Raw genomic sequence first — 18,215 nt, 5'->3', positions numbered from 1 at the left:
CCCGAGCGACGTATCGGAGCGGCTTACAGACAACTCAGTTGTTCCAGCAGGTCAACGGGAACACTGATCCCATCATTCTGCGCGGTGACCGTTGAATGTTGCCGTTCCCATCCCGGCCTGTGGACGCCCATCTGCGCCAGGCGGGTCAGTTGACTTGAGAGCCGCAGCTCGAATCCCGCCGAAAAGAAATCCGGCGCCAGCAGCTGGATCAACAGGCCACAGCCAGGCGTCTGGTTTCCCTGGTTGAAGTCCGGCGCATCCAGCGACCAGTTGGCGCCCGTGAGCCCCGCCGCCAGAACCTCGACCATGAGCATCAGGTTGGCCCCACGATAACCGCCAAAAGGCAGCAGCGCACCGCCCAGCGCCGCCAGGGCATTACGTGTGCCGTTGCCCTCCTGATCCACCGCCCAACCCTCGGGAATATCGTTGCCCGTCGAAGCGGCGTGGGCGATGTTCACGAATGCCGCGGCACTGCAGGCCTGGTCGAACAACAAGGGGATGCCATCGGCCGAGGGCGCGGCAAACGAGAGCGGGTTGGTCGAGTAGGTCTTGCCCTTGGCGCCAGGAACGGCCACCAGCGCCGGTCCGTTTGCGACCGCCAAGGCAATCAGCCCGGCCTGGGCAAACCGCAGCGTGTAGTCGCCCAACTCACCGCTGGTAAAACTGTTGCATTGGCTCAACGTGGCCATGCCATTGGCGTGCGCGGCATGGCACAGCGAATCGAAACAGCGATCGACCCCCAACTGGGCAATTCCGCCTTGGGCATCGGATTTGAAGATCATCGCGCCAGCGCGGGAGATACTTGGCTCGGCACGTGGATCGATGCGTCCGGAGGAAAAGCCCGACAAGTAATCGGCAAGATGCCGGAACCCCACGGCCTGGTTACCGCGCGCTTGCGCAGCCACGGTGGCGTGGGCCAATGAGAGGGCAACCGCGGCTGAGCAGCCCTTCGCTGCGCAGAGGTGCTTCACCCAGCCGACCGCTTCATCCAGGGTAAAGCGACGGTAAGCGGTGGTCTTCAAGGGGATCGCCTGAATGTTCGTTCGATGCAGCCGATGCCCCTCACAAAGGGCATCGGACGGCAACACAACTATTGGATGACGGCCATTACTGGGCCGGTGTCGCGGAAGCGGTCTGGCTGCCGAACATCGCCTCGAAGCGCGGCTTGTTGGCGGCGTAATACTCCGCAACGACCTTGTCCGCCGAACTGTCACGAGCGGTCGCCATCAACTTCTCGAGGTCGGCCTTGGGGATCTTGAAGTTGGCGAAGAACCGGGCGACATCAGGATGTTCGGCGCTGAAGCCTTTGCGAGCCACCGCGTGAATCTGCTCGGCGCCCCCGAAAATCTGCTTCGGATCGTCCAGGTAGCGCAGCGGCCACTTGGCGAACATCCAGTGCGGGCTCCAGGCGTTGATCAAGGCCCATTTGTCACGCTTGAGGTTGCGATCCAGCTCGCTCAACATGCCGGACTCCGAAGAGGCGACCATCTTGTAGCCCTCGAGCTTGTATTCCTTGATGGCCTTTTCCGTGAGTTTGTATTGGCCATTGCCCACTTCCGAGGTCAGGATCTTGCCGCCGAGTTTTTCCCGTACTTCAGGCTTGTTCAGGTCTTCGACACTGGCAATCTCGCTGGTGGGAATGGACGTTGGCACCGCCATGCCGATCCGACCTTCATACAACACGCCAAGGTCTTCGAGCTTGTCCTGGTATTTGTCGTAGAACGCCTTGTGAGTGCTCGGCAGCCAGACCATCGGGATCAGGTCGATATTGCCGTTGGCCAAGGCCTGGAACTGAATGCCAATATCGGCGAGCACCAATTTGACCGGTTGCTTCAAGTGGTCGCGCAATGCGGTATCCGCCAGCTTTACGGCAATTTCCGTATCCGACCAATTCACCCATCCGATGCGGATAGGCGTGGCTTCCTCGGCGTGGGTCATCAGGCTGCTGGCGGCCATCGCCAGGCCGGCAAACCAGCCGATACACGTCTTACTGGACAACGTCATCATGGTGCATCTCCGCGTACTGTATTAATAGTTATTGGCAGGGCAGCAGAAGAATTAACGTTCCCTCATCAGAGCAGAGTGCTATCACCCTCCTCAAGGGATTTAATGTTATGCATGGATAAGTTTTAGTTATGGGAACAGCTCATGTATTTCGGTCGCTCGGCCCTCCTCCGCCCTTTGGCGAAACTCTTTCGGTAATGCAGATTCCCTTAAGACTGTCGACAAACCGTGGCGAGGGAGCTTGCTCCCGCTGGGCTGCGTAGCAGCCCTTTTGTGAGCGCTTCGCACTGGAGCGCCAGCCCGGTCAAGCGGGAGCAAGCTCCCTCGCCACGGGTTCAGCGTTTTTCGTTAAGCACTCACAACGCTTTTTCGAGTGCCGGCAATGCTTCGAACAGATCCGCCACTAACATGTAATCCGCCACTTGGGCGATGGGTGCTTCAGCGTCCTGGTTGATCGCGACAATGACCTTTGAGCCGCTCATACCCGCCAGATGTTGAATGGCGCCACTGATGCCCGCCGCGATATAAAGCTCTGGCGCGACGATTTTCCCGGTCTGCCCGACCTGCAAATCGTTGGGGGCAAAACCCGAATCCACCGCCGCACGGGAGGCCCCGACGGCGCCGCCAAGCTTGTCAGCCACTCGCTCGATCAGGGCGAAATTTTCTTTGCTCTGCATCCCGCGACCACCGGACACGACGACGCGGGCGCTCGACAAATCCGGCCTTTCGCTGGCCGTCAGTTGTTCGCTCACGAAACGCACATTGCTTGCGCTTTGCCCGCCCTCCACCGCCACCACTTCACAGCGATGTTCATGGGAAAAGGCTTGGGCGAACGCCGAGGCGCGGACCGTGAGCAGCTTGATCAGATCGAGGGACTGCACGGTGGCGATGGCATTGCCGGCATAAATGGGGCGCTGGAAGGTGTCCGCCGAAACAATGTGGGTGACGTCGGACAGCATGCCGACATCCAGGCTGGCCGCGACCCGTGGCAGCACATTGCGTCCCATGCTGCTGGCGTCGGCAACGACATGCGTATACCCCTCGGCCACCAGCGAAGTGATCAGTGGCTGGACATTTTCCGCCAGGGCATGTTCGAACATCGCCCCTTGTGCGAGCAGCACCCGGTCCAGGCCCTGGGCCAGCGCTGCCTGTTGCGCCACTGCCGACGCATCCGCCCCGCCCATCACCAGCAAATCCGTCTTGGCGCCCAACGCCAGGGCGGCGGTCACGGCACTCCATGTCCCTGACGTCAGTTGACCTGCGCTGTGTTCGGCGATCACCAATGTGCGCATCAAATCACCCCCGCAACGTTTTTCAATTTATCCACCAGCTCGGCCACCGAACCGACGTTGATCCCGGCTTTGCGCACCGCCGGCGGCACTACGCCTAATAATCGAGCGTGTTCCTTCACGCTCGCGCCCAAGGTGTCGGCGGCAATGATTTCAAGCGGTTTTTTCTTGGCTTTCATGATGTTCGGCAACGAGGCATAGCGCGGTTGGTTCAGCCGCAAGTCGCAGGTCACCACGGCCGGCATGGCGATGGCGACCACCTGGCTGCCACCGTCGACCTCACGCTCGACGACCCATTGCCCGTCGACCTGATTGACGGCCGAGGCGTAAGTGGCCTGGCCGCTGCCGATCAACTGCGCGACCATTTGCCCGACCTGGTTGTTCTCCTGGTCGATCGCCTGTTTGCCAAACAGGATCAATTGCGGCTGTTCCTGATCGATCACTTTGCTCAGGTACTTGGCGACGTTGAGCGGTTCGAGTAGCGCATTCGTCTCGACCAGCAACGCCCGGTCCGCACCGAGTGCCAAGGCCGTGCGCAGTTGTTCCTGCGCCACCGACGTGCCCACCGAGACCACCACCACTTCGGAGGCCAGCCCCTTCTCCTTGAGGCGAATCGCCTCTTCCACCGCGATCTCGCAGAACGGGTTCAAGGCCATCTTCACGCCATTGAGTTCGACGTCTGAACCGTCGGCTTTCACCCGGACTTTTACATTCGGGTCGATGGCACGCTTTACCGCAACGAGCACTTTCATGGTTCTTCCCATAGCCCCCTTGCACTGTGGATCGATGCGAGATGGCCGGCCGCACGAGCCGGTGCACCCCTGTTTCGACTGGATGGTAATCCTGGTTTTTCCGCCACGCAAGAAAAATGTACACCTGTGTCTCAATCGTTGACACACATGAACATTCAACATACCGTTATGTCAAACCAAGCCTGATGTTCTGTTCCCGGAGCGCAACACCATGTCCAGCGATCCTCTGCTGCAGCCCTATAAGATCAAGCACCTGACCCTCAAGAACCGGATCATGACCACCTCCCATGAGCCGGCTTATCCTGTCGACGGCATGCCGAAGGATTTGTACCGCGCCTATCACGTCGAACGGGCCAAGGCTGGCGTGGCGCTGACCATGACGGCGGGTTCCGCCGCCGTTTCCCGTGACAGCCCGCCGGTGTTCAACAACGTGCTGGCGTACAAGGACGAAGTGGTCAAATGGATGAAGGACCTGACTGACGAATGCCACGAACACGGCGCGGCAGTGATGATCCAACTGACCCACCTGGGTCGGCGCACACGCTGGGACAAGGCGGACTGGCTGCCGGTCGTCTCGCCGTCCCATCGCCGCGAAGCGTCCCACCGGGCCTTCCCGAAAAAACTGGAAGACTGGGACATCGACCGGATCATCAAGGATTACGTGGATGCCGCCGAACGCATGAAGGCCGCCGGTCTTGATGGCCTGGAACTGCAGGCCTACGGGCACCTCATGGATCAGTTCTGGTCGCCGTTGACCAACGATCTCGACGGGCCCTACGGCGGCTCGCTGGAAAACCGGATGCGCTTCACCTTCGACATCCTGCGTGGCATTCGCCAGCGTTGTGGCGAAGATTTCCTGCTCGGGGTGCGCTACACCGGCGATGAAGACCTGCCCGGCGGCTTCGGTGCCAGCGACGGCCTGCAGATCTCCCACATGCTCAAGGACAGTGGGCTGGTGGACTTCCTCAACGTCGTGCGCGGGCACATCGATACCGATGCCGGCCTCACCGACGTGATCCCCATCCAGGGCATGCGCAATTCGCCGCACCTGGATTTTGCTGGCGAGATTCGCTCGGCCACCGGTTTCCCGACGTTCCATGCGGCCAAGATTCCGGACGTCGCCACGGCGCGGCACGCCATCGCCTCCGGCAAGGTGGACATGATCGGCATGACCCGCGCGCACATGACCGACCCGCACATCGTGCGCAAGATCATTGAAAAACGCGAAGAAGAGATCCGCCCCTGCGTCGGCGCCAACTATTGCCTGGATCGCATCTACCAGGGCGGCGCCGCCTACTGCATCCACAACGCCGCCACCGGCCGCGAAACCACCATGCCCCATGAGATCCCGAAGGCATCGGTCAAACGTAAAGTGGTGGTGATCGGCACCGGCCCGGCGGGCCTGGAAGCGGCGCGGGTGGCTGGTGAACGCGGTCATGACGTCACGGTGTTCGAAGTGGCGGATCAGCCCGGTGGACAGATCCGCTTGACCGCCCAGAGCGAGCGGCGGCGCGAGATGATCAGCATCATCGATTGGCGCATGGCGCAATGCGAACGGCTGGGGGTGAAGTTCCATTTCAACACCTGGGCCGAAGCCGAGACCGTGATGGCCGAGGCGCCGGACGTGGTGATCGTCGCCACGGGCGGCTTGCCCCATACCGAGGTGCTCAAGCACGGCAATGAGCTGGTGGTGTCGACTTGGGACATCATTTCCGGTGACGTCAAACCCGGCCAGAACGTGCTGATCTTCGACGACGCCGGCGACCACGCGGCGCTACAGGCGGCCGAGGTCATCGCCAACAGCGGTGCGAAACTGGAGATCGTCACGCCGGACCGGTCGTTTTCGCCGGAGGTGATGGCGATGAACCTGGTGCCGTACATGCGCAGCCTGCAAGACCTGAACGTCACCTTCACAGTGACCTATCGAGTCGACTCCGTAGAGAAGCGCGACGGTCAACTGATCGCCAACTTCGGCAGCGACTACGGCCAGGTGCGCAAACAGCGCGTGGTCGATCAAGTGGTGGTCAACCACGGCACCCTGCCCCTGGACGACCTGTACTTCGAACTGCGCCCGCATTCGAGCAACAACGGCGCGGTCGAACAGCACAACCTGATCGCCGGGAAAACCCAGGACATCGTGACCAACCCCGAAGGTCGCTTCCAGCTGTTCCGGATCGGCGACGCAGTGTCGGCACGTAATACCCACGCGGCGATCTACGATGCGCTGCGGCTGGTCAAGGACATCTGAAATATTGCCCTGATCGTCAGGGTCAGGGACTGATGTTGCATTCAAGACGTTCGATGAGCCCGTGGCGAGGGAGCTTGCTCCCGCTGGGCTGCGTAGCAGACCCATTTTGTGAGCGCTTCGCACTGGAGCGCCAGCCCGGTCAAGCGGGAGCAAGCTCCCTCGCCACAGGTTCATCGTTTCTCAAGTAGATAGCGTTGCAACTAACACGATGCTTTTCCATGTCAGCACAGACCTTGAAACCTAGGGCTGCGGTCGCATTCGTACCGTCATTCATTTCTGAAATCCGCTCGTAAACCCAATGACCCAAAGAAAGGAAACCAAGATGTCCGTTTTTACCCATGTCACCGTCGGCACCAACAACCTGGCAAAAGCGCGTGCGTTCTATGACGCCACCCTGAAAGAGATCGGCCTCAAGCGTGTTGCCGACCTCAACGAGGCCGGCTCCATCTGGGGCGTCGACAAGCCGTCGTTTTTTGTCCTCAATCCGGCCAACGGCAGTGCGGCCACCATCGGCAACGGTGTCACGGTGAGCTTCGAAGCGCCGAACCGCGCGGCGGTCCAGGCGTTCCATACGGCCGCCCTGGCAAACGGCGGCGTCTGCGAAGGCCTGCCAGGCCCGCGAGGCTGGGCGGACAACGCCTTCGCCGCTTATGCCCGGGACCTGGATGGCAACAAGCTGGCGGTGTATTGCTTCAAGGCTGAATAAATGTAGGCAGTCCCACCGCTATCGCGAGCAGGCTCGCTCCCACAGGGATCGTGGGTGTTCATGAGCCTCATATTCACCACAGGAATCTTGGGTGTTCATGAGTTTTGCATTCACCAAAGGACCACTGTGGGAGCGAGCCTGCTCGCGAAGACGGTGGCACAGACAACATTGATTCAAGCTGACCCACCGCTTTCGCGAGCAGGCTCGCTCCCACAGGGATCTTGGGCGCTTATGAGTCTCATATTCACCACAAGACCACTGTGGGAGCGGGCTTGCTCGCGAAGAGGCCGTCACAGTCAACCTGCATGCAGATTGCCCATCGCTTTGGCAAGCAGCCTAGCCCCCATCGGTATCGATATCGGCATCCGTGCTGTCACCGGATTTCGGCCGGTCCGGATCAGGCTTGAAGCCGGGGCTGAAGGTGTTGTCATTGTCCTGGTGATGCTGCTTCTGATCGACCTCAGAGGCGGCGCTGTCAGCCTGGTCCGTTCCGGCAGGACTGACTGGCTCGGCATCAGACGCTTTGCCCGGAACCTGAGGGTCGATGGCCGGATCATTACGCGCAGACGGCGTCTGTGGCTGAGTGTTTGCGGGATCGTCGTTCATAGGCACCTCGTTCATGGCAGGGCCGGATGGTTGACCGGTCTTGAACATTCGAAGGTGACGCAACGGCTTCGGTTCCATTTGTTTAAAACGCAGCGATCAACCGCCCAACACGCTCCTGACCATCCGGGCCAATGCGTCCGGGCCGTAGGGTTTGCTCAACAGATGGGTGTCGGGGCTCAATTGATGGTTCCGGGAGATGATGTCCCGGGTATGGCCCGAGGTGAACAGCACCGGGACCGGCGGGCTCTGCACCTTGGCCCAGGCGGCCAGGTCGGAACTCTTGATCAGGCCAGGCATGACCACGTCGGTGAAAATCAGGTCCACCGCGGTGCCGTCCAGCAGCAGTTTCATCGCCTCATCGCCGTTGGCGGCCGTGAGGGTCCGATAGCCTGACTGCTCCAGCAGGTCCACCGACGCACTGCGCACCTCGTCGTTGTCCTCCACCACCAGAATCGTCTCTTGCCGGCCGGACTGAAGCGCGTCGTATTGCTCGGTTTCCCCTACTTCAGGCGCAAGGCTTCGAGGGAAATACATCCGCACCCGCGTGCCTTCACCCAGGTCGCTGGAAATCTCGATATGGCCGCCACTCTGCTTGACGAACCCGAACACCATGCTCAATCCAAGCCCAGTGCCCTGGCCATCGGTCTTGGTGGTGAAAAACGGTTCGAACACTTGCTGCAGGACATCGGGCGGCATGCCGGCACCGCAATCGATCACCGACAGCCGGACATAGTCGCCGGTCGGGATTTCCTTACCGGCGCAGAACGCTTCATCGAGCACGATGTTCTCGCCGAGCAGGCGGATCGTGCCCTCGCCGTCCATGGCGTCACGGGCATTGATTGCCAGGTTCAACAGGGCGTTTTCCAGTTGGTTGCGATCGACGTGGATGCACCAGGGCGCCTGAGGCAGGCTCACTTCAATCTGGATGGTTTCGCCCAGGGCCCGTTGCAGCAACTCACCCATGCCCTCATAGATGCGCCGAGGGTTGTAGACCGCCGGTGACAAGGGCTGGCGCCGGGCAAAAGCCAACAGCTGCGAGGACAGTTTGGCCCCCCGCTCCACGGCTTCGATGGAGGCACTGACCCGTCGTTGCACATTGGCATTGTCTCGTTCGTGGCGTGCCAGTAAATGCAGGTTGCCGGCGATCACCTGCAGCAAGTTATTGAAGTCATGGGCCACGCCACCGGTGAGGCCGCCAATGGCCTCGAGCTTCTGTGACTGGCGCAACTGTTCTTCCGCTGCCAGCCGCGCCTGCACCTCGTTGGCAACGCGCTGCTCCAAATCGCGGGTGAACTTGAGCAGCGACGCTTCGGCCGTCTTGCGCTCATCGATATCAATCAGCACCCCCGGAAAACGCAGGGGCTTGCCCGCCCCATCGAACTCACATCGACCGCTGGCCAGCACCCAGCGATAGTTGCCGTCCAGGCGGCGAACCCGATATTCAGCGCTGTAAGACACGCCGGTGCGCACGGTCAGTTCGACCCGCTGGTTGACCTCTTCAAGGTCGTCCGGGTGGATACCCTGGCGGGCAATTTCGATGGGCAATGCGTCCAGCGAACAGTCGGGTGGGTAGTTGAAAGTACGGGCGAAACGCTCATCGCCCGACAACGTGTCGGCCTGGATGTCCCAGACGAACGACCCCAGCAAGGGCCCGGCCGAGAGCGCCAGCTGGATGCGTTCATTGACCGCGCGGTAACTGCGTTCGGCCGCTTGCCGGGCGCGCTCGGTCAATACGTGCTCGGTGGTTTCCACCACAATCGCCAACACCCCCGCCGGAGATTGGTCGTCATCGGGCACCGGGCTGTAGTAGAGGTCCATCCACACGTCTTCAGGCTTGCCATCGCGTAGCAGGACCAGCTCTTTGCTACGGTAGGACAAGGTGCCGCCGGCCAGGCAAACGTCCAGGACATGGCGATTGAATTCGGCAACCTCCGGCCAGCCCAACTCCACCGCGCACCCCAACAGGTAGGGATGGCGACCGCCAGAGAACTCGGCATAGGCGTCGTTGTAGATCATGAAGCCCTGGCGGCCCCACAACATCACCATCGGCAGGGGCGAAGCCAACAACAATTGGACAGCGCTGCGCAAGCTGGCGGACCAGTGCTCGATGGCGCCCAACTCGGTTCGGCTCCAATCGAACGCCCGGATACGCCCGGCCATCTCACCGCCCCACCCAGGGCACCCGTGATTCTGGGATAGAAACTGCATGGTCGACTCTAACCTCAAAATACCTGCAGGGAATCGGCACACAAATCCCTTGCGATCAGAGCTTCGAGCGTCGGGTTGGCGTTTGGTTTCATGCTGAGGTCATGACGACGACCTGTCTGGACTGGGACATGCTTGCTGTGGCGAGGGAGCTTGCTCCCGCTGGGCTGCGAAGCAGCCCCAAAAAAGGCGGCTGCAATCCTTCAGGTACACCGCGTCAATCGGTTTTACGACGGCTGCGCCGCCGAGCGGGAGCAAGCTCCCTCGCCACAGGGTTGTGGTGTTATAGCAACCTCAGCGGAAATCGCGGCTTTGCACCTGGATACCCGCCAACAATTCAGTCAGGTCGCTCAAGCGCCCGGCGATCAAGTGGCGGACCTCGCCGACGCTTTCCCAGCGTCCGTCGACCCTGAGCAATTGCGAGCCCACCAGGGTCTTGCGCTGGCGCTCGGCCAGGTCGCGCCAGACCACCACGTTGAGGTTGCCGAATTCATCTTCCAGGGTGACGAAGGTCACGCCGCTGGCCGTGCCCGGGCGTTGGCGGCCAGTGACCAGCCCGGCGACGCTGACGTTGCGGCCATGCTCCACGTCCTGCAACTCCCGGGAGCTGCGGCAGCGCCGGGCGCGCAGTTCGGGACGCAGCAGGGCCAGCGGATGAGGGCCTAGAGTCGTGCCCAGTGTGGCGTAATCGGCAAACAGGTTTTCCCCCAGCGTGGGTTCGGGCAGGGTCACGGGCGGTTCTTCCTGGCTGGGCAAACCGGCGAAAAGGCCCAGTTGCTTCTGCACCCCGGCCACTTCCCAGCGAGCCCGATGGCGATCCCCGGCCAAGCTCTGCAAGGCCCCCGCGTCCGCCAGTTGCGCCTGGGCCCGGGCATCGAGTTGCGCGCGTTCACCCAAGTCGGCCACGTCGTTGAAGGGCCGCTGCCGGCGCGCTGCTTCGATACGGCGGGCATCCTCTTCGCGAAACCCCTTGACCAGGCGCAGCCCCATGCGGATCGCCGGTTGCCGGCCGTCCATGGGCTCGAGGCTGCACTCCCAATCGCTGGCGCGCACGTCCACCGGGCGGATCGACAGTTGATGCCGGCGGGCATCCTGGAGGATCTGGTCCGGGCTGTAGAACCCCATCGGCCAACTGTTGATCAAGGCACAGGCAAACGCCGCCGGTTCGTGGCATTTGAGCCAGCTGCTGGCGTAGGTCAGCAAGGCGAAACTGGCGGCGTGGGATTCGGGAAAACCGTAATTGCCGAAGCCTTTGATCTGTTCGAAGATTTGCGCGGCGAATTCAGCGGTGTAGCCATTGTTCTTCATCCCCTGCGCCAGGCGTTCCCGATGGGGCTCCAACCCACCGTGACGTTTCCAGGCAGCCATGGAGCGCCGCAATTGGTCTGCTTCGCCCGGGGTGTAGTCGGCCGCGACGATGGCGATCTGCATGACCTGCTCCTGGAACAAGGGCACCCCCAGGGTGCGGTCAAGCACTGTTTTCAGCGCTTCAGAGGGATACGTCACCTCTTCTTCCTTATTTCTGCGCCGCAGGTACGGGTGCACCATCCCTCCCTGGATCGGCCCGGGCCGCACGATCGCCACTTCGATGACCAAATCGTAGAACCTCTCGGGTCTCAGCCGAGGCAACATCGACATCTGCGCCCGGGATTCGATCTGGAAGACACCGATGGTGTCGGCTCGCGAGATCATCTGGTAGGTCGCCGGATCTTCCTGGGGCAACGACGCCAAGGCATAACGCTGCCCCCGGTACTGCTCGATCAGGTCGAAACAACGCCGAATCGCGCTGAGCATGCCCAAGGCCAGGATATCCACCTTGAGCAGCCCGACCGCGTCCAGGTCGTCCTTGTCCCACTGGATGATGGTGCGCTCGGCCATGGCCGCGTTTTCCACCGGCACCAGGGTGTCCAGGGGCTGTTCGGAAATCACGAAGCCGCCAGGGTGCTGGGATAAGTGCCGGGGGAAACCGATCAATTGCTGGGTCAGGCCCAAGACCCGGCGCAACACCGGGCTGTCCGGGTCGAAGCCGCCTTCACGCAAGCGCTCCACCGGCGGCGCCTCGTCGCTCCAACGGCCGCAGCAATCGGCCAGGGCATTGACCTGGTCCGGCGGCAGGCCCAGGGCCTTGGCCACATCGCGCACCGCCCCGGCGCCGTGGTAACTGCTGACCACCGCCGTCAAGGCCGCACGATGACGACCGTAGCGCTGGAACACGTACTGCAGCACTTCCTCGCGACGGTCGTGTTCGAAATCGACGTCGATGTCCGGCGGCTCGTTGCGCTCCCGGGACAGGAAACGCTCGAACAACAGGCTGGTGAGACTGGGGTCGATTTCGGTAATGCCCAAGGCGTAGCACACCGCCGAGTTGGCCGCCGAACCGCGCCCCTGGCAGAGGATATGGCGGCTGCGGGCAAAGCTGACGATGTCCTGCACGGTGAGGAAATAGCTGTCATAGCCCAACTCGGCGATCAGGCTCAGCTCCTTGTCGATCTGTGCCCGCACCTTGTCTGTCACGCCATCCTTCCACCGCTCGCGCATGCCCCGCTCGGTCAGTTCCCGCAGCCAGGACGCCGGATCATGCCCCTCGGGCACCAGCTCACGCGGATATTCATAGCGCAGTTGGCCAAGGTCGAAGGTGCAGCGCCGGGCGATGGCCAGGGTTTCGTCGAGCAAGGCCCGCGGGTAGAGCTCGGCCAGATCCTTGCGGCTGCGCAAGTGACGCTCGCCGTTGGGGTGCAGGCGTTGGCCGGCCTCGGCCACCGTGACGTGGTGGCGGATGGCGGTCATGGTGTCCTGCAAGGCACGACGGCCGCGCACATGCATGTGCACATCGCCGCTGGCTACGGCCGGAAGATCCAAGCGTTCGGCCAGCGCCAGGCAGTCCGCCAGCCGTCGGCGGTCGTCCTGCCCGCAATGCAACTGGACCGTCAGCCACAGGCGCCCGGCAAAGATCGGCTGGAGCCAACGCCCGTGCTCCTCGGCGTCCTTGCCCTCGGCGACCCACAACGCCAGCAGCCCCGGCAAGGGCTCGTCGAAGTCCTCCCGCACGATGCGATAGTGGCCCTTCTCGCTGCGGCGCCGGGCGCGGGTGATCAACCGACACAAGGCTTGATAGCCGTCCAGGTTTTCCACCAGCAGCACCAGTTTCGGACCGTTCTCGACCTGGATTTCGCTGCCGACAATCAATTGCAGCGCCAACTCCTTGGCCGCCTGCCAGGCCCGGACGATCCCGGCCAGGGTGCATTCATCGGTGATCGCCAAGGCCTGATAGCCCTGCTGCTTGGCGCGACGGCACAATTCCAGGGCACTGGAGGCGCCGCGCTGGAAGCTGAAGTTCGACAGGCAATGCAGTTCGGCATATTCAACGCTCATGCGAACCAGCCCTGCAGCCACAGCGGCCCGCCCTCGCCCACCGGTCGATAGGCCCAGCCCCGTTGTCCGCTGCGAGTTTCGATCAGGTAATAGTCGCGGCGCACATCCGCGCCGTCCCACCAACCGGTCTCGATACGCTCGGGCCCCATGAGGATTTGTGCCTGGCCTTGCGGCAAAGCCTGGGGTTCATCCAACAGCCAGCCGGGACGCTGCACGCCCTCGCGCGCCGGACAAGCCTGGGATCGGGGCTGGGAAGTCGTCTGCCAGGCGCACTCAGGCCGATGGTCGTCGCGAAACCCCAAGCCTTGCACGGCATCATCCCCCAGGCGGGCCCGCAGCCGTTCCCGCAGTTGCTCCCAGGGCAATGACTGTTGCGGGCGTTCGTCGAACAGTTCCAGGCGCTGGGGCACGAAACTCGGCAGGTCTTCGGCACACAAGCGAAAACCCCGCACCGGGGCCTCGACCTGCACTTGTTCCAAGCGACCGCGGGCCAGTTCGAAGAGCATCGCCGGGTCACGTTCGGCGCTGAGCAGGCCGACCTTGATCACAGTATCCGGCAACCCGGCGTGTTCCAGGTGCAAGTCGAAGCGCTGCACGCCGCTGTCGCGTCCGCAGAGGAAGGCCGACAGGTCACCGGTCAGGCGGCGCAACGGGAACAGCAGCGCCTGATGGGATTGCACGTCATAGTTGAGTTCGATGCGCACGTCGAAACGGTCGGGCGGCAGGTAGAACGACAGCGCCAGGGTGCGGCTGCCCGTCAACGCATCGAGGTGCTTGAGCACCTGGGCCTCGAAACGCCGAGCCAGGGTCTGTCGGGGCAAGGCCTGGACCTGGCTCAGGCGGCGCAGGCCCATGCGCGACAGCGCCGTGGCGACGTCGGGCTCCAGGCCAATTCGTTCCACGGGCATGTGGCCCAGGCAGTGCTGCAAAGTCTCGGCATCGGGCACCACCAGGGCGTCATAGGCATTAGCCAGCACCCGCGCCGCCACGGGGTTGGGGGCGGCGACGATGCGATGGCGAAAGCCCAGCTCGGTCAATTCGGCGCGCAAGCGCGCCTCGAACACCGGCCAAGGCCCGAACAGGCCCAGGCTCGACTCGATCTCGAACAGCAGGGTACGCGGGTAATGCACGCTGACCTGGGAGCTGAAACGGTAGGCCCAAGCCGCCAGGAACTGTTGCCAATACTCGATCTGCGCCGCGTCGTACTCCGCGGTGGCAAAGCCTTTGCTCAAGGCCTGGGCGGCGGTCATGGTCTGGCCGGGACGCAAGCCCAGGGCCCGTGCCGGCGCGTTCACCGCTTGCAGGATCCGGCGCTGGGCCGGGCCGGTCAGCAAGGCCAGGGGCTGGTCGGAATCGGGGCGCTGACGCAGCGCGGCGTCCAGCGCCAATTGCGGGAAAAGAATACAGACCCAGCGCATCGCAACCTCAATGCCCGGTTTGGGGGGCGAGCGTGGCAAAGGCAATCGGGGCCGAACGGGCCAGCCCGCCCCGGCACTTGAGCACGCGCAATTGCGCCGGCCGGGTATCGATGGCGATGCGCAAAGCCGCCGGCGACGGGTTGATAGCCTCCTGGATCGGGCGCCAAGCGAATGCCAGGGTCTGGCCGGTTTCCGCCGCCACTTGCAAACGGCGCAAGGCCCGGTCGTCCGCTTGGCGGGGCCAGCACAGCACCGCGCCACAACTGCCCGACCGCAGGCATTGTTCGGTGGCCCACAGGGCCTCACGCCCATCGGCACGGATGATCGACAACTGGCGTAGGTCGATGCCGGCGTTCTGCCAAGCCTGGGGATAAGGCACGAATGGCGGCGCCACCAACACAATCCGCTCCCCCGCCGCCGCCAGCCGCGCCAGGGTCGGCCAAACCAATTGCAACTCGCCCACGCCCGGCGCGGCGATGAGCAGCTCCGTCAACGCCGCTTCCGGCCAGCCGCCACTGGGCAACGCCGCGTCCAGTGCATCATGGCCAGTGGGTTGCGGGCTGGCAGCCGGCGGCGCAGGCCGGCCCTTCCAGACCTGGCCGCCGTTGAACAGCGTGTCCAGCGCAACGACAGCGCCCATCAACCTTGCCTCACCAAACCACAGAACACTCCTTCTATCGCCAGGTCCTGGTCGGCCTCGACGATGATCGGCTGGTAGGCCGGGTTGCGCGGCAGCAAACGCACCCGCTCGCCGATGCGTTCGAAGCGCTTGATGGTGACTTCACCGTCCAGGCGCGCCACGACGATCTGGCCGTTGGCAGCCTGCGGCGTACGCTGCACGCCCACCAGGTCACCGTCGAGAATGCCGTCCTCGATCATCGAATCGCCCTGGACCCGCAGCAGGTAATCCGGCGCCTTGGTGAAGATCGCCGGGTCCAGCATCAGGCGGCTGTGAACCTCTGCATCGGCGCCAATCGGCAGGCCGGCAGCCACTCGCCCCAACACCGGCACATCGAGCAGTTCGGGCCGCGACGGCTGGTTCAGCAAGCGAATGCCTCGGGCCTGGTGCGGATTGACTTCGATGAAACCAGCCTCGGTCAACGCCAGCACATGCTTGCGCGCCACGCTGCGAGAGGCAAAACCGAACGCCTCGCTGATTTCAGCGAGGCTTGGAGGCTGACCCTGATCGGCGATGCGTTCGCGGATAAACGTCAGGATGGCGGTACGGCGGGGAGTGAGAGTCGTCATGGAGTACATTTGTACTCTTCCGGGATTTTTCTGACAAGCGCCGCCAGTCAGTTCACACCGTAATACCCTGTGGGAGCATCAACACATTCAACACCCAGGCAAGCTGATCCACCGTTATCGCGAGCAAGCTCGCTCCCACAGGGGGAACGTCTTCGCGAGCAAGTCCGCGGATATACACACAAAACCCGACCCCTCTCAAAAACCAAAAAAAAACGGCACTTCCCATTTCTGAAGAAGCACCGTTTTTCCAGATAAACAGCCCAGCCAGATTCGGCCAGCCTCAACAAGCAATCAGAAACGCTTGATATCTGCCTGACTCTCCAGCTGCTTGCGGTACGCCGCAAAGTCCTGCTGACCCACGCGGGACGCAAGGTAGCGGCGATATTGCGCCTTCTCTTCGTCAGTCGGTGCCGCCGCTTCGTTTACACCGTTCAGACGCACGACCACCAGGCTGCCGTCAGGCAAGGTCACGCTGCTGAAGGTCGGCTTGTCCTTGGACTCAGGCTTGGGCATGCGGAACAGCGCTTGCAGCACCGCCGGGTCGATGCCTTCCTGGTTGCGGGTGACCGCCTCGGTGGCTTTCCAGCCCTGGCCGTCGACCGGTTTGTCCAGCGGTGTCTTGCCATCACGCAGGCTGGCGATCAACTCGTCGGCGCGGGTCTTGGCCGCTGCGCTGGCGTGTTCCTTGGTCAATTGAGCACGAATAGGGCCAGCCACTTTTTCCAGCGGCAGTTGCTCAGGCTTGCGGTGCTCCTTGGCACGCAGGACCACGACGGTTTCCGGGTCCAGCTCGATGGCGGTGCTGTTGGCACCCTCTTCCAGCACTTCCGGGCTGAACGCCGCGGTCACCACCGCGCGATTGGCCGCAATGCCTTCGCCGCCTTCACGACCGAACGGGGCCGATGTGTGGACGGTCAGCTTCAGGTCCTGGGCCGGTTGCGCCAGGTCGGACGCTTCGAACGAGGCATCTTCCAATTGCTTGGTCGCCTCCACGAAACGTTGCTCCACCTGCTGGGTCTTCAGATCGCGGGTCAGTTTGTCCTTGAGGCTGGCAAAGCTCGGCACTTCAGGCGCTTCGACACCCAGCAGCTTGATCAGGTGCAGACCGAAGTCGGTGCGCACCGGTGCCGAGACCTGATCCTTGTTCAAGGCGTACAAGGCCTTTTCGAACTCCGGATCGTAGACGCCTGGGCCGGCATAGCCGAGATCGCCGCCGTTGTTCGCCGAACCCGGATCCTGGGAAAACTCCTTCGCCAGGGCTTCAAACGATTCGCCTTTGGCCAGGCGAGCCTGGACCTCTTCGATCTTCGCCTTGGCCTGGGCTTCGGTGACCTTGTCGTTCACTTCGATCAGGATGTGCGCAGCCCGACGTTGCTCGGACAGATTGGCGATTTCTTTCTGGTAAGCCGCTTGCAGGTCTTCGTCCTTGACGCTGACCTGATCGAAGAAAGAGGCTTTCTTCAGCTCGAGGTAATCGATGACCACCTGGTCAGGCGTCATGAATTCCTTGGCGTGTTGGTCGTAGTAAGCCTTGACCTCATCATCGGTCAGCTTCACCGACGCCGGATCGGCCTTGATGTCCAAGGTGGCGAAATCACGGGTCTGCTTTTCCAAGCGGGCGAATGCCAGCACCTGGGCATCGGTGACGAAACCGCTGCCTGCCAGGCCGGCGCGCAACTGACCGATCAGCATTTCCTGAGCCAGCATCTGGCGGAATTGCATACGGCTGTAACCCAGCTGGCGGATCACTTGATCGAAACGCTCGGCGCTGAACTTGCCATCGACCTGGAACTCAGGCGTTTGCAGGACCACTTGATCGAGCGCAGCTTCGGAGAAAGCGAATTTCGCATCGTGTGCGCCTTGCAGCAGCAACTTGCGATCGATCAGGCCCTTGAGTGCCGAATCGCGCAGCATTTTTTCGTCCAGCAGGGAGGCGTCGAAATCCTTGCCCAACTGTTGCATGAGCTGACGGCGTTGCATGTCGACCGCTTGGCTCAGCTCGTTCTGGCTGATCTCTTCGCCGTTGACCTTGGCCGCTTCATTGGTGTTCGAGGTGGCTTGAAAAATGGCTTCGAAACCGGTCAACGCCATCAATGCGACGATGATCCCGATGATGGTCTTGGCAATCCAGCCTTGTGAATTGTCCCTGATATTCTGCAGCATGCGTCCCCCAGAAACGGTTGAACTTCAAATTTAGGCAACCGTGGAGCGTGGGTAGAATCCGGATAGAAGAAAGGCGCATCCGAGGATGCGCCTTCTCGTAACTGGCGGAGCGGACCGGGCTCGAACCTGCAAGCCCTGGCGTGCCAGACCGGTAGCAACCGGTCGTATTACCGCTCCGCTGCCAAGCCAGGCATGACCCCGACC

The 18,215-nt window shown here is 62.4% G+C and carries 13 protein-coding genes; 2 read left to right on the top strand and 11 right to left on the bottom strand.

Annotated features, from left to right (window positions below; all coding sequences use genetic code 11):
* Positions 1 to 23: 23 nt before the first annotated feature.
* The 4 genes from HU767_RS01340 to HU767_RS01325 form a co-directional block, all read right to left on the bottom strand.
* On the bottom strand, positions 24 to 1,022 hold the full coding sequence (locus HU767_RS01340) for an Ldh family oxidoreductase (protein ID WP_238349392.1): 999 nt from the start codon (positions 1,020 to 1,022) through the stop codon (positions 24 to 26).
* Between the two features lie 85 nt (positions 1,023 to 1,107).
* Complete coding sequence (locus HU767_RS01335) at positions 1,108 to 2,007, bottom strand: glycine betaine ABC transporter substrate-binding protein (protein WP_186728267.1); 900 nt, start codon at positions 2,005 to 2,007, stop codon at positions 1,108 to 1,110.
* Positions 2,008 to 2,360: 353 nt separating this feature from the next.
* Positions 2,361 to 3,296: an FAD-binding protein gene (locus HU767_RS01330; protein WP_186728266.1), complete on the bottom strand. Its 936-nt coding sequence runs from the start codon at positions 3,294 to 3,296 to the stop codon at positions 2,361 to 2,363.
* The gene (locus HU767_RS01325; protein ID WP_186728265.1) at positions 3,296 to 4,045 is read right to left on the bottom strand and encodes an electron transfer flavoprotein subunit beta/FixA family protein; all 750 of its coding nucleotides are present in this window, start codon (positions 4,043 to 4,045) and stop codon (positions 3,296 to 3,298) included. The genes HU767_RS01330 and HU767_RS01325 overlap by 1 nt, the downstream gene beginning before the upstream one ends.
* A 211-nt stretch (positions 4,046 to 4,256) precedes the next feature.
* Between HU767_RS01325 and HU767_RS01320 the strand changes: the two genes are divergently transcribed.
* Complete coding sequence (locus HU767_RS01320; protein WP_186728264.1) at positions 4,257 to 6,293, top strand: NADH:flavin oxidoreductase; 2,037 nt, start codon at positions 4,257 to 4,259, stop codon at positions 6,291 to 6,293.
* Positions 6,294 to 6,615: 322 nt separating this feature from the next.
* Positions 6,616 to 6,999 (top strand): VOC family protein, encoded by a 384-nt coding sequence (locus HU767_RS01315; protein ID WP_186708349.1) that lies wholly within the window; start codon positions 6,616 to 6,618, stop codon positions 6,997 to 6,999.
* A 336-nt stretch (positions 7,000 to 7,335) separates the two neighbouring features.
* Here HU767_RS01315 and HU767_RS01310 read toward each other — a convergent pair whose 3' ends face one another.
* The 7 genes from HU767_RS01310 to HU767_RS01280 form a co-directional block, all read right to left on the bottom strand.
* Entirely contained in the window at positions 7,336 to 7,605 is a 270-nt protein-coding gene (locus HU767_RS01310) for a hypothetical protein (RefSeq protein WP_186728263.1), read from the bottom strand.
* 96 nt (positions 7,606 to 7,701) lie between these two features.
* A complete protein-coding gene (locus tag HU767_RS01305; protein ID WP_186728262.1) occupies positions 7,702 to 9,813 on the bottom strand; it encodes a PAS domain-containing hybrid sensor histidine kinase/response regulator in 2,112 nt (703 codons plus the stop codon).
* 291 nt (positions 9,814 to 10,104) lie between these two features.
* Positions 10,105 to 13,182, bottom strand: a complete 3,078-nt coding sequence (locus HU767_RS01300) for an error-prone DNA polymerase (protein ID WP_186728261.1) — start codon at positions 13,180 to 13,182, stop codon at positions 10,105 to 10,107.
* Positions 13,179 to 14,600 (bottom strand): DNA polymerase Y family protein, encoded by a 1,422-nt coding sequence (locus HU767_RS01295; RefSeq protein ID WP_186708341.1) that lies wholly within the window; start codon positions 14,598 to 14,600, stop codon positions 13,179 to 13,181. Before HU767_RS01295 ends, HU767_RS01300 begins: the two co-directional genes overlap by 4 nt.
* A gap of 7 nt (positions 14,601 to 14,607) precedes the next feature.
* Complete coding sequence (gene imuA / locus HU767_RS01290) at positions 14,608 to 15,240, bottom strand: translesion DNA synthesis-associated protein ImuA (protein ID WP_186708338.1); 633 nt, start codon at positions 15,238 to 15,240, stop codon at positions 14,608 to 14,610.
* Positions 15,240 to 15,857, bottom strand: a complete 618-nt coding sequence (gene lexA / locus HU767_RS01285) for a transcriptional repressor LexA (RefSeq protein ID WP_186708336.1) — start codon at positions 15,855 to 15,857, stop codon at positions 15,240 to 15,242. The genes imuA and lexA overlap by 1 nt, the downstream gene beginning before the upstream one ends.
* A gap of 282 nt (positions 15,858 to 16,139) precedes the next feature.
* On the bottom strand, positions 16,140 to 18,011 hold the full coding sequence (locus HU767_RS01280) for a SurA N-terminal domain-containing protein (RefSeq protein ID WP_186708334.1): 1,872 nt from the start codon (positions 18,009 to 18,011) through the stop codon (positions 16,140 to 16,142).
* Positions 18,012 to 18,215: the final 204 nt, after the last annotated feature.

The organism is Pseudomonas sp. SWRI179 (assembly GCF_014268705.1).
In the GTDB taxonomy this organism is placed as follows: domain Bacteria; phylum Pseudomonadota; class Gammaproteobacteria; order Pseudomonadales; family Pseudomonadaceae; genus Aquipseudomonas; species Aquipseudomonas zanjanensis.
Note: the sequence above shows the minus strand (reverse complement) of the source record. Positions and strands in the feature narration are given on the sequence as shown.

Bases quoted from the DNA above. Each gene is read 5' to 3' on its own strand.
- HU767_RS01335 (WP_186728267.1), bottom strand. From the start codon at position 2,007: ATGATGACGTTGTCCAGTAAGACGTGTATCGGCTGGTTTGCCGGCCTG.
- HU767_RS01330 (WP_186728266.1), bottom strand. From the start codon at position 3,296: ATGCGCACATTGGTGATCGCCGAACACAGCGCAGGTCAACTGACGTCA.
- HU767_RS01325 (WP_186728265.1), bottom strand. From the start codon at position 4,045: ATGAAAGTGCTCGTTGCGGTAAAGCGTGCCATCGACCCGAATGTAAAA.
- HU767_RS01320 (WP_186728264.1), top strand. From the start codon at position 4,257: ATGTCCAGCGATCCTCTGCTGCAGCCCTATAAGATCAAGCACCTGACC.
- HU767_RS01315 (WP_186708349.1), top strand. From the start codon at position 6,616: ATGTCCGTTTTTACCCATGTCACCGTCGGCACCAACAACCTGGCAAAA.
- HU767_RS01310 (WP_186728263.1), bottom strand. From the start codon at position 7,605: ATGAACGACGATCCCGCAAACACTCAGCCACAGACGCCGTCTGCGCGT.
- HU767_RS01305 (WP_186728262.1), bottom strand. From the start codon at position 9,813: ATGCAGTTTCTATCCCAGAATCACGGGTGCCCTGGGTGGGGCGGTGAG.
- HU767_RS01300 (WP_186728261.1), bottom strand. From the start codon at position 13,182: ATGAGCGTTGAATATGCCGAACTGCATTGCCTGTCGAACTTCAGCTTC.
- HU767_RS01295 (WP_186708341.1), bottom strand. From the start codon at position 14,600: ATGCGCTGGGTCTGTATTCTTTTCCCGCAATTGGCGCTGGACGCCGCG.
- imuA (WP_186708338.1), bottom strand. From the start codon at position 15,240: ATGGGCGCTGTCGTTGCGCTGGACACGCTGTTCAACGGCGGCCAGGTC.
- lexA (WP_186708336.1), bottom strand. From the start codon at position 15,857: ATGTACTCCATGACGACTCTCACTCCCCGCCGTACCGCCATCCTGACG.
- HU767_RS01280 (WP_186708334.1), bottom strand. From the start codon at position 18,011: ATGCTGCAGAATATCAGGGACAATTCACAAGGCTGGATTGCCAAGACC.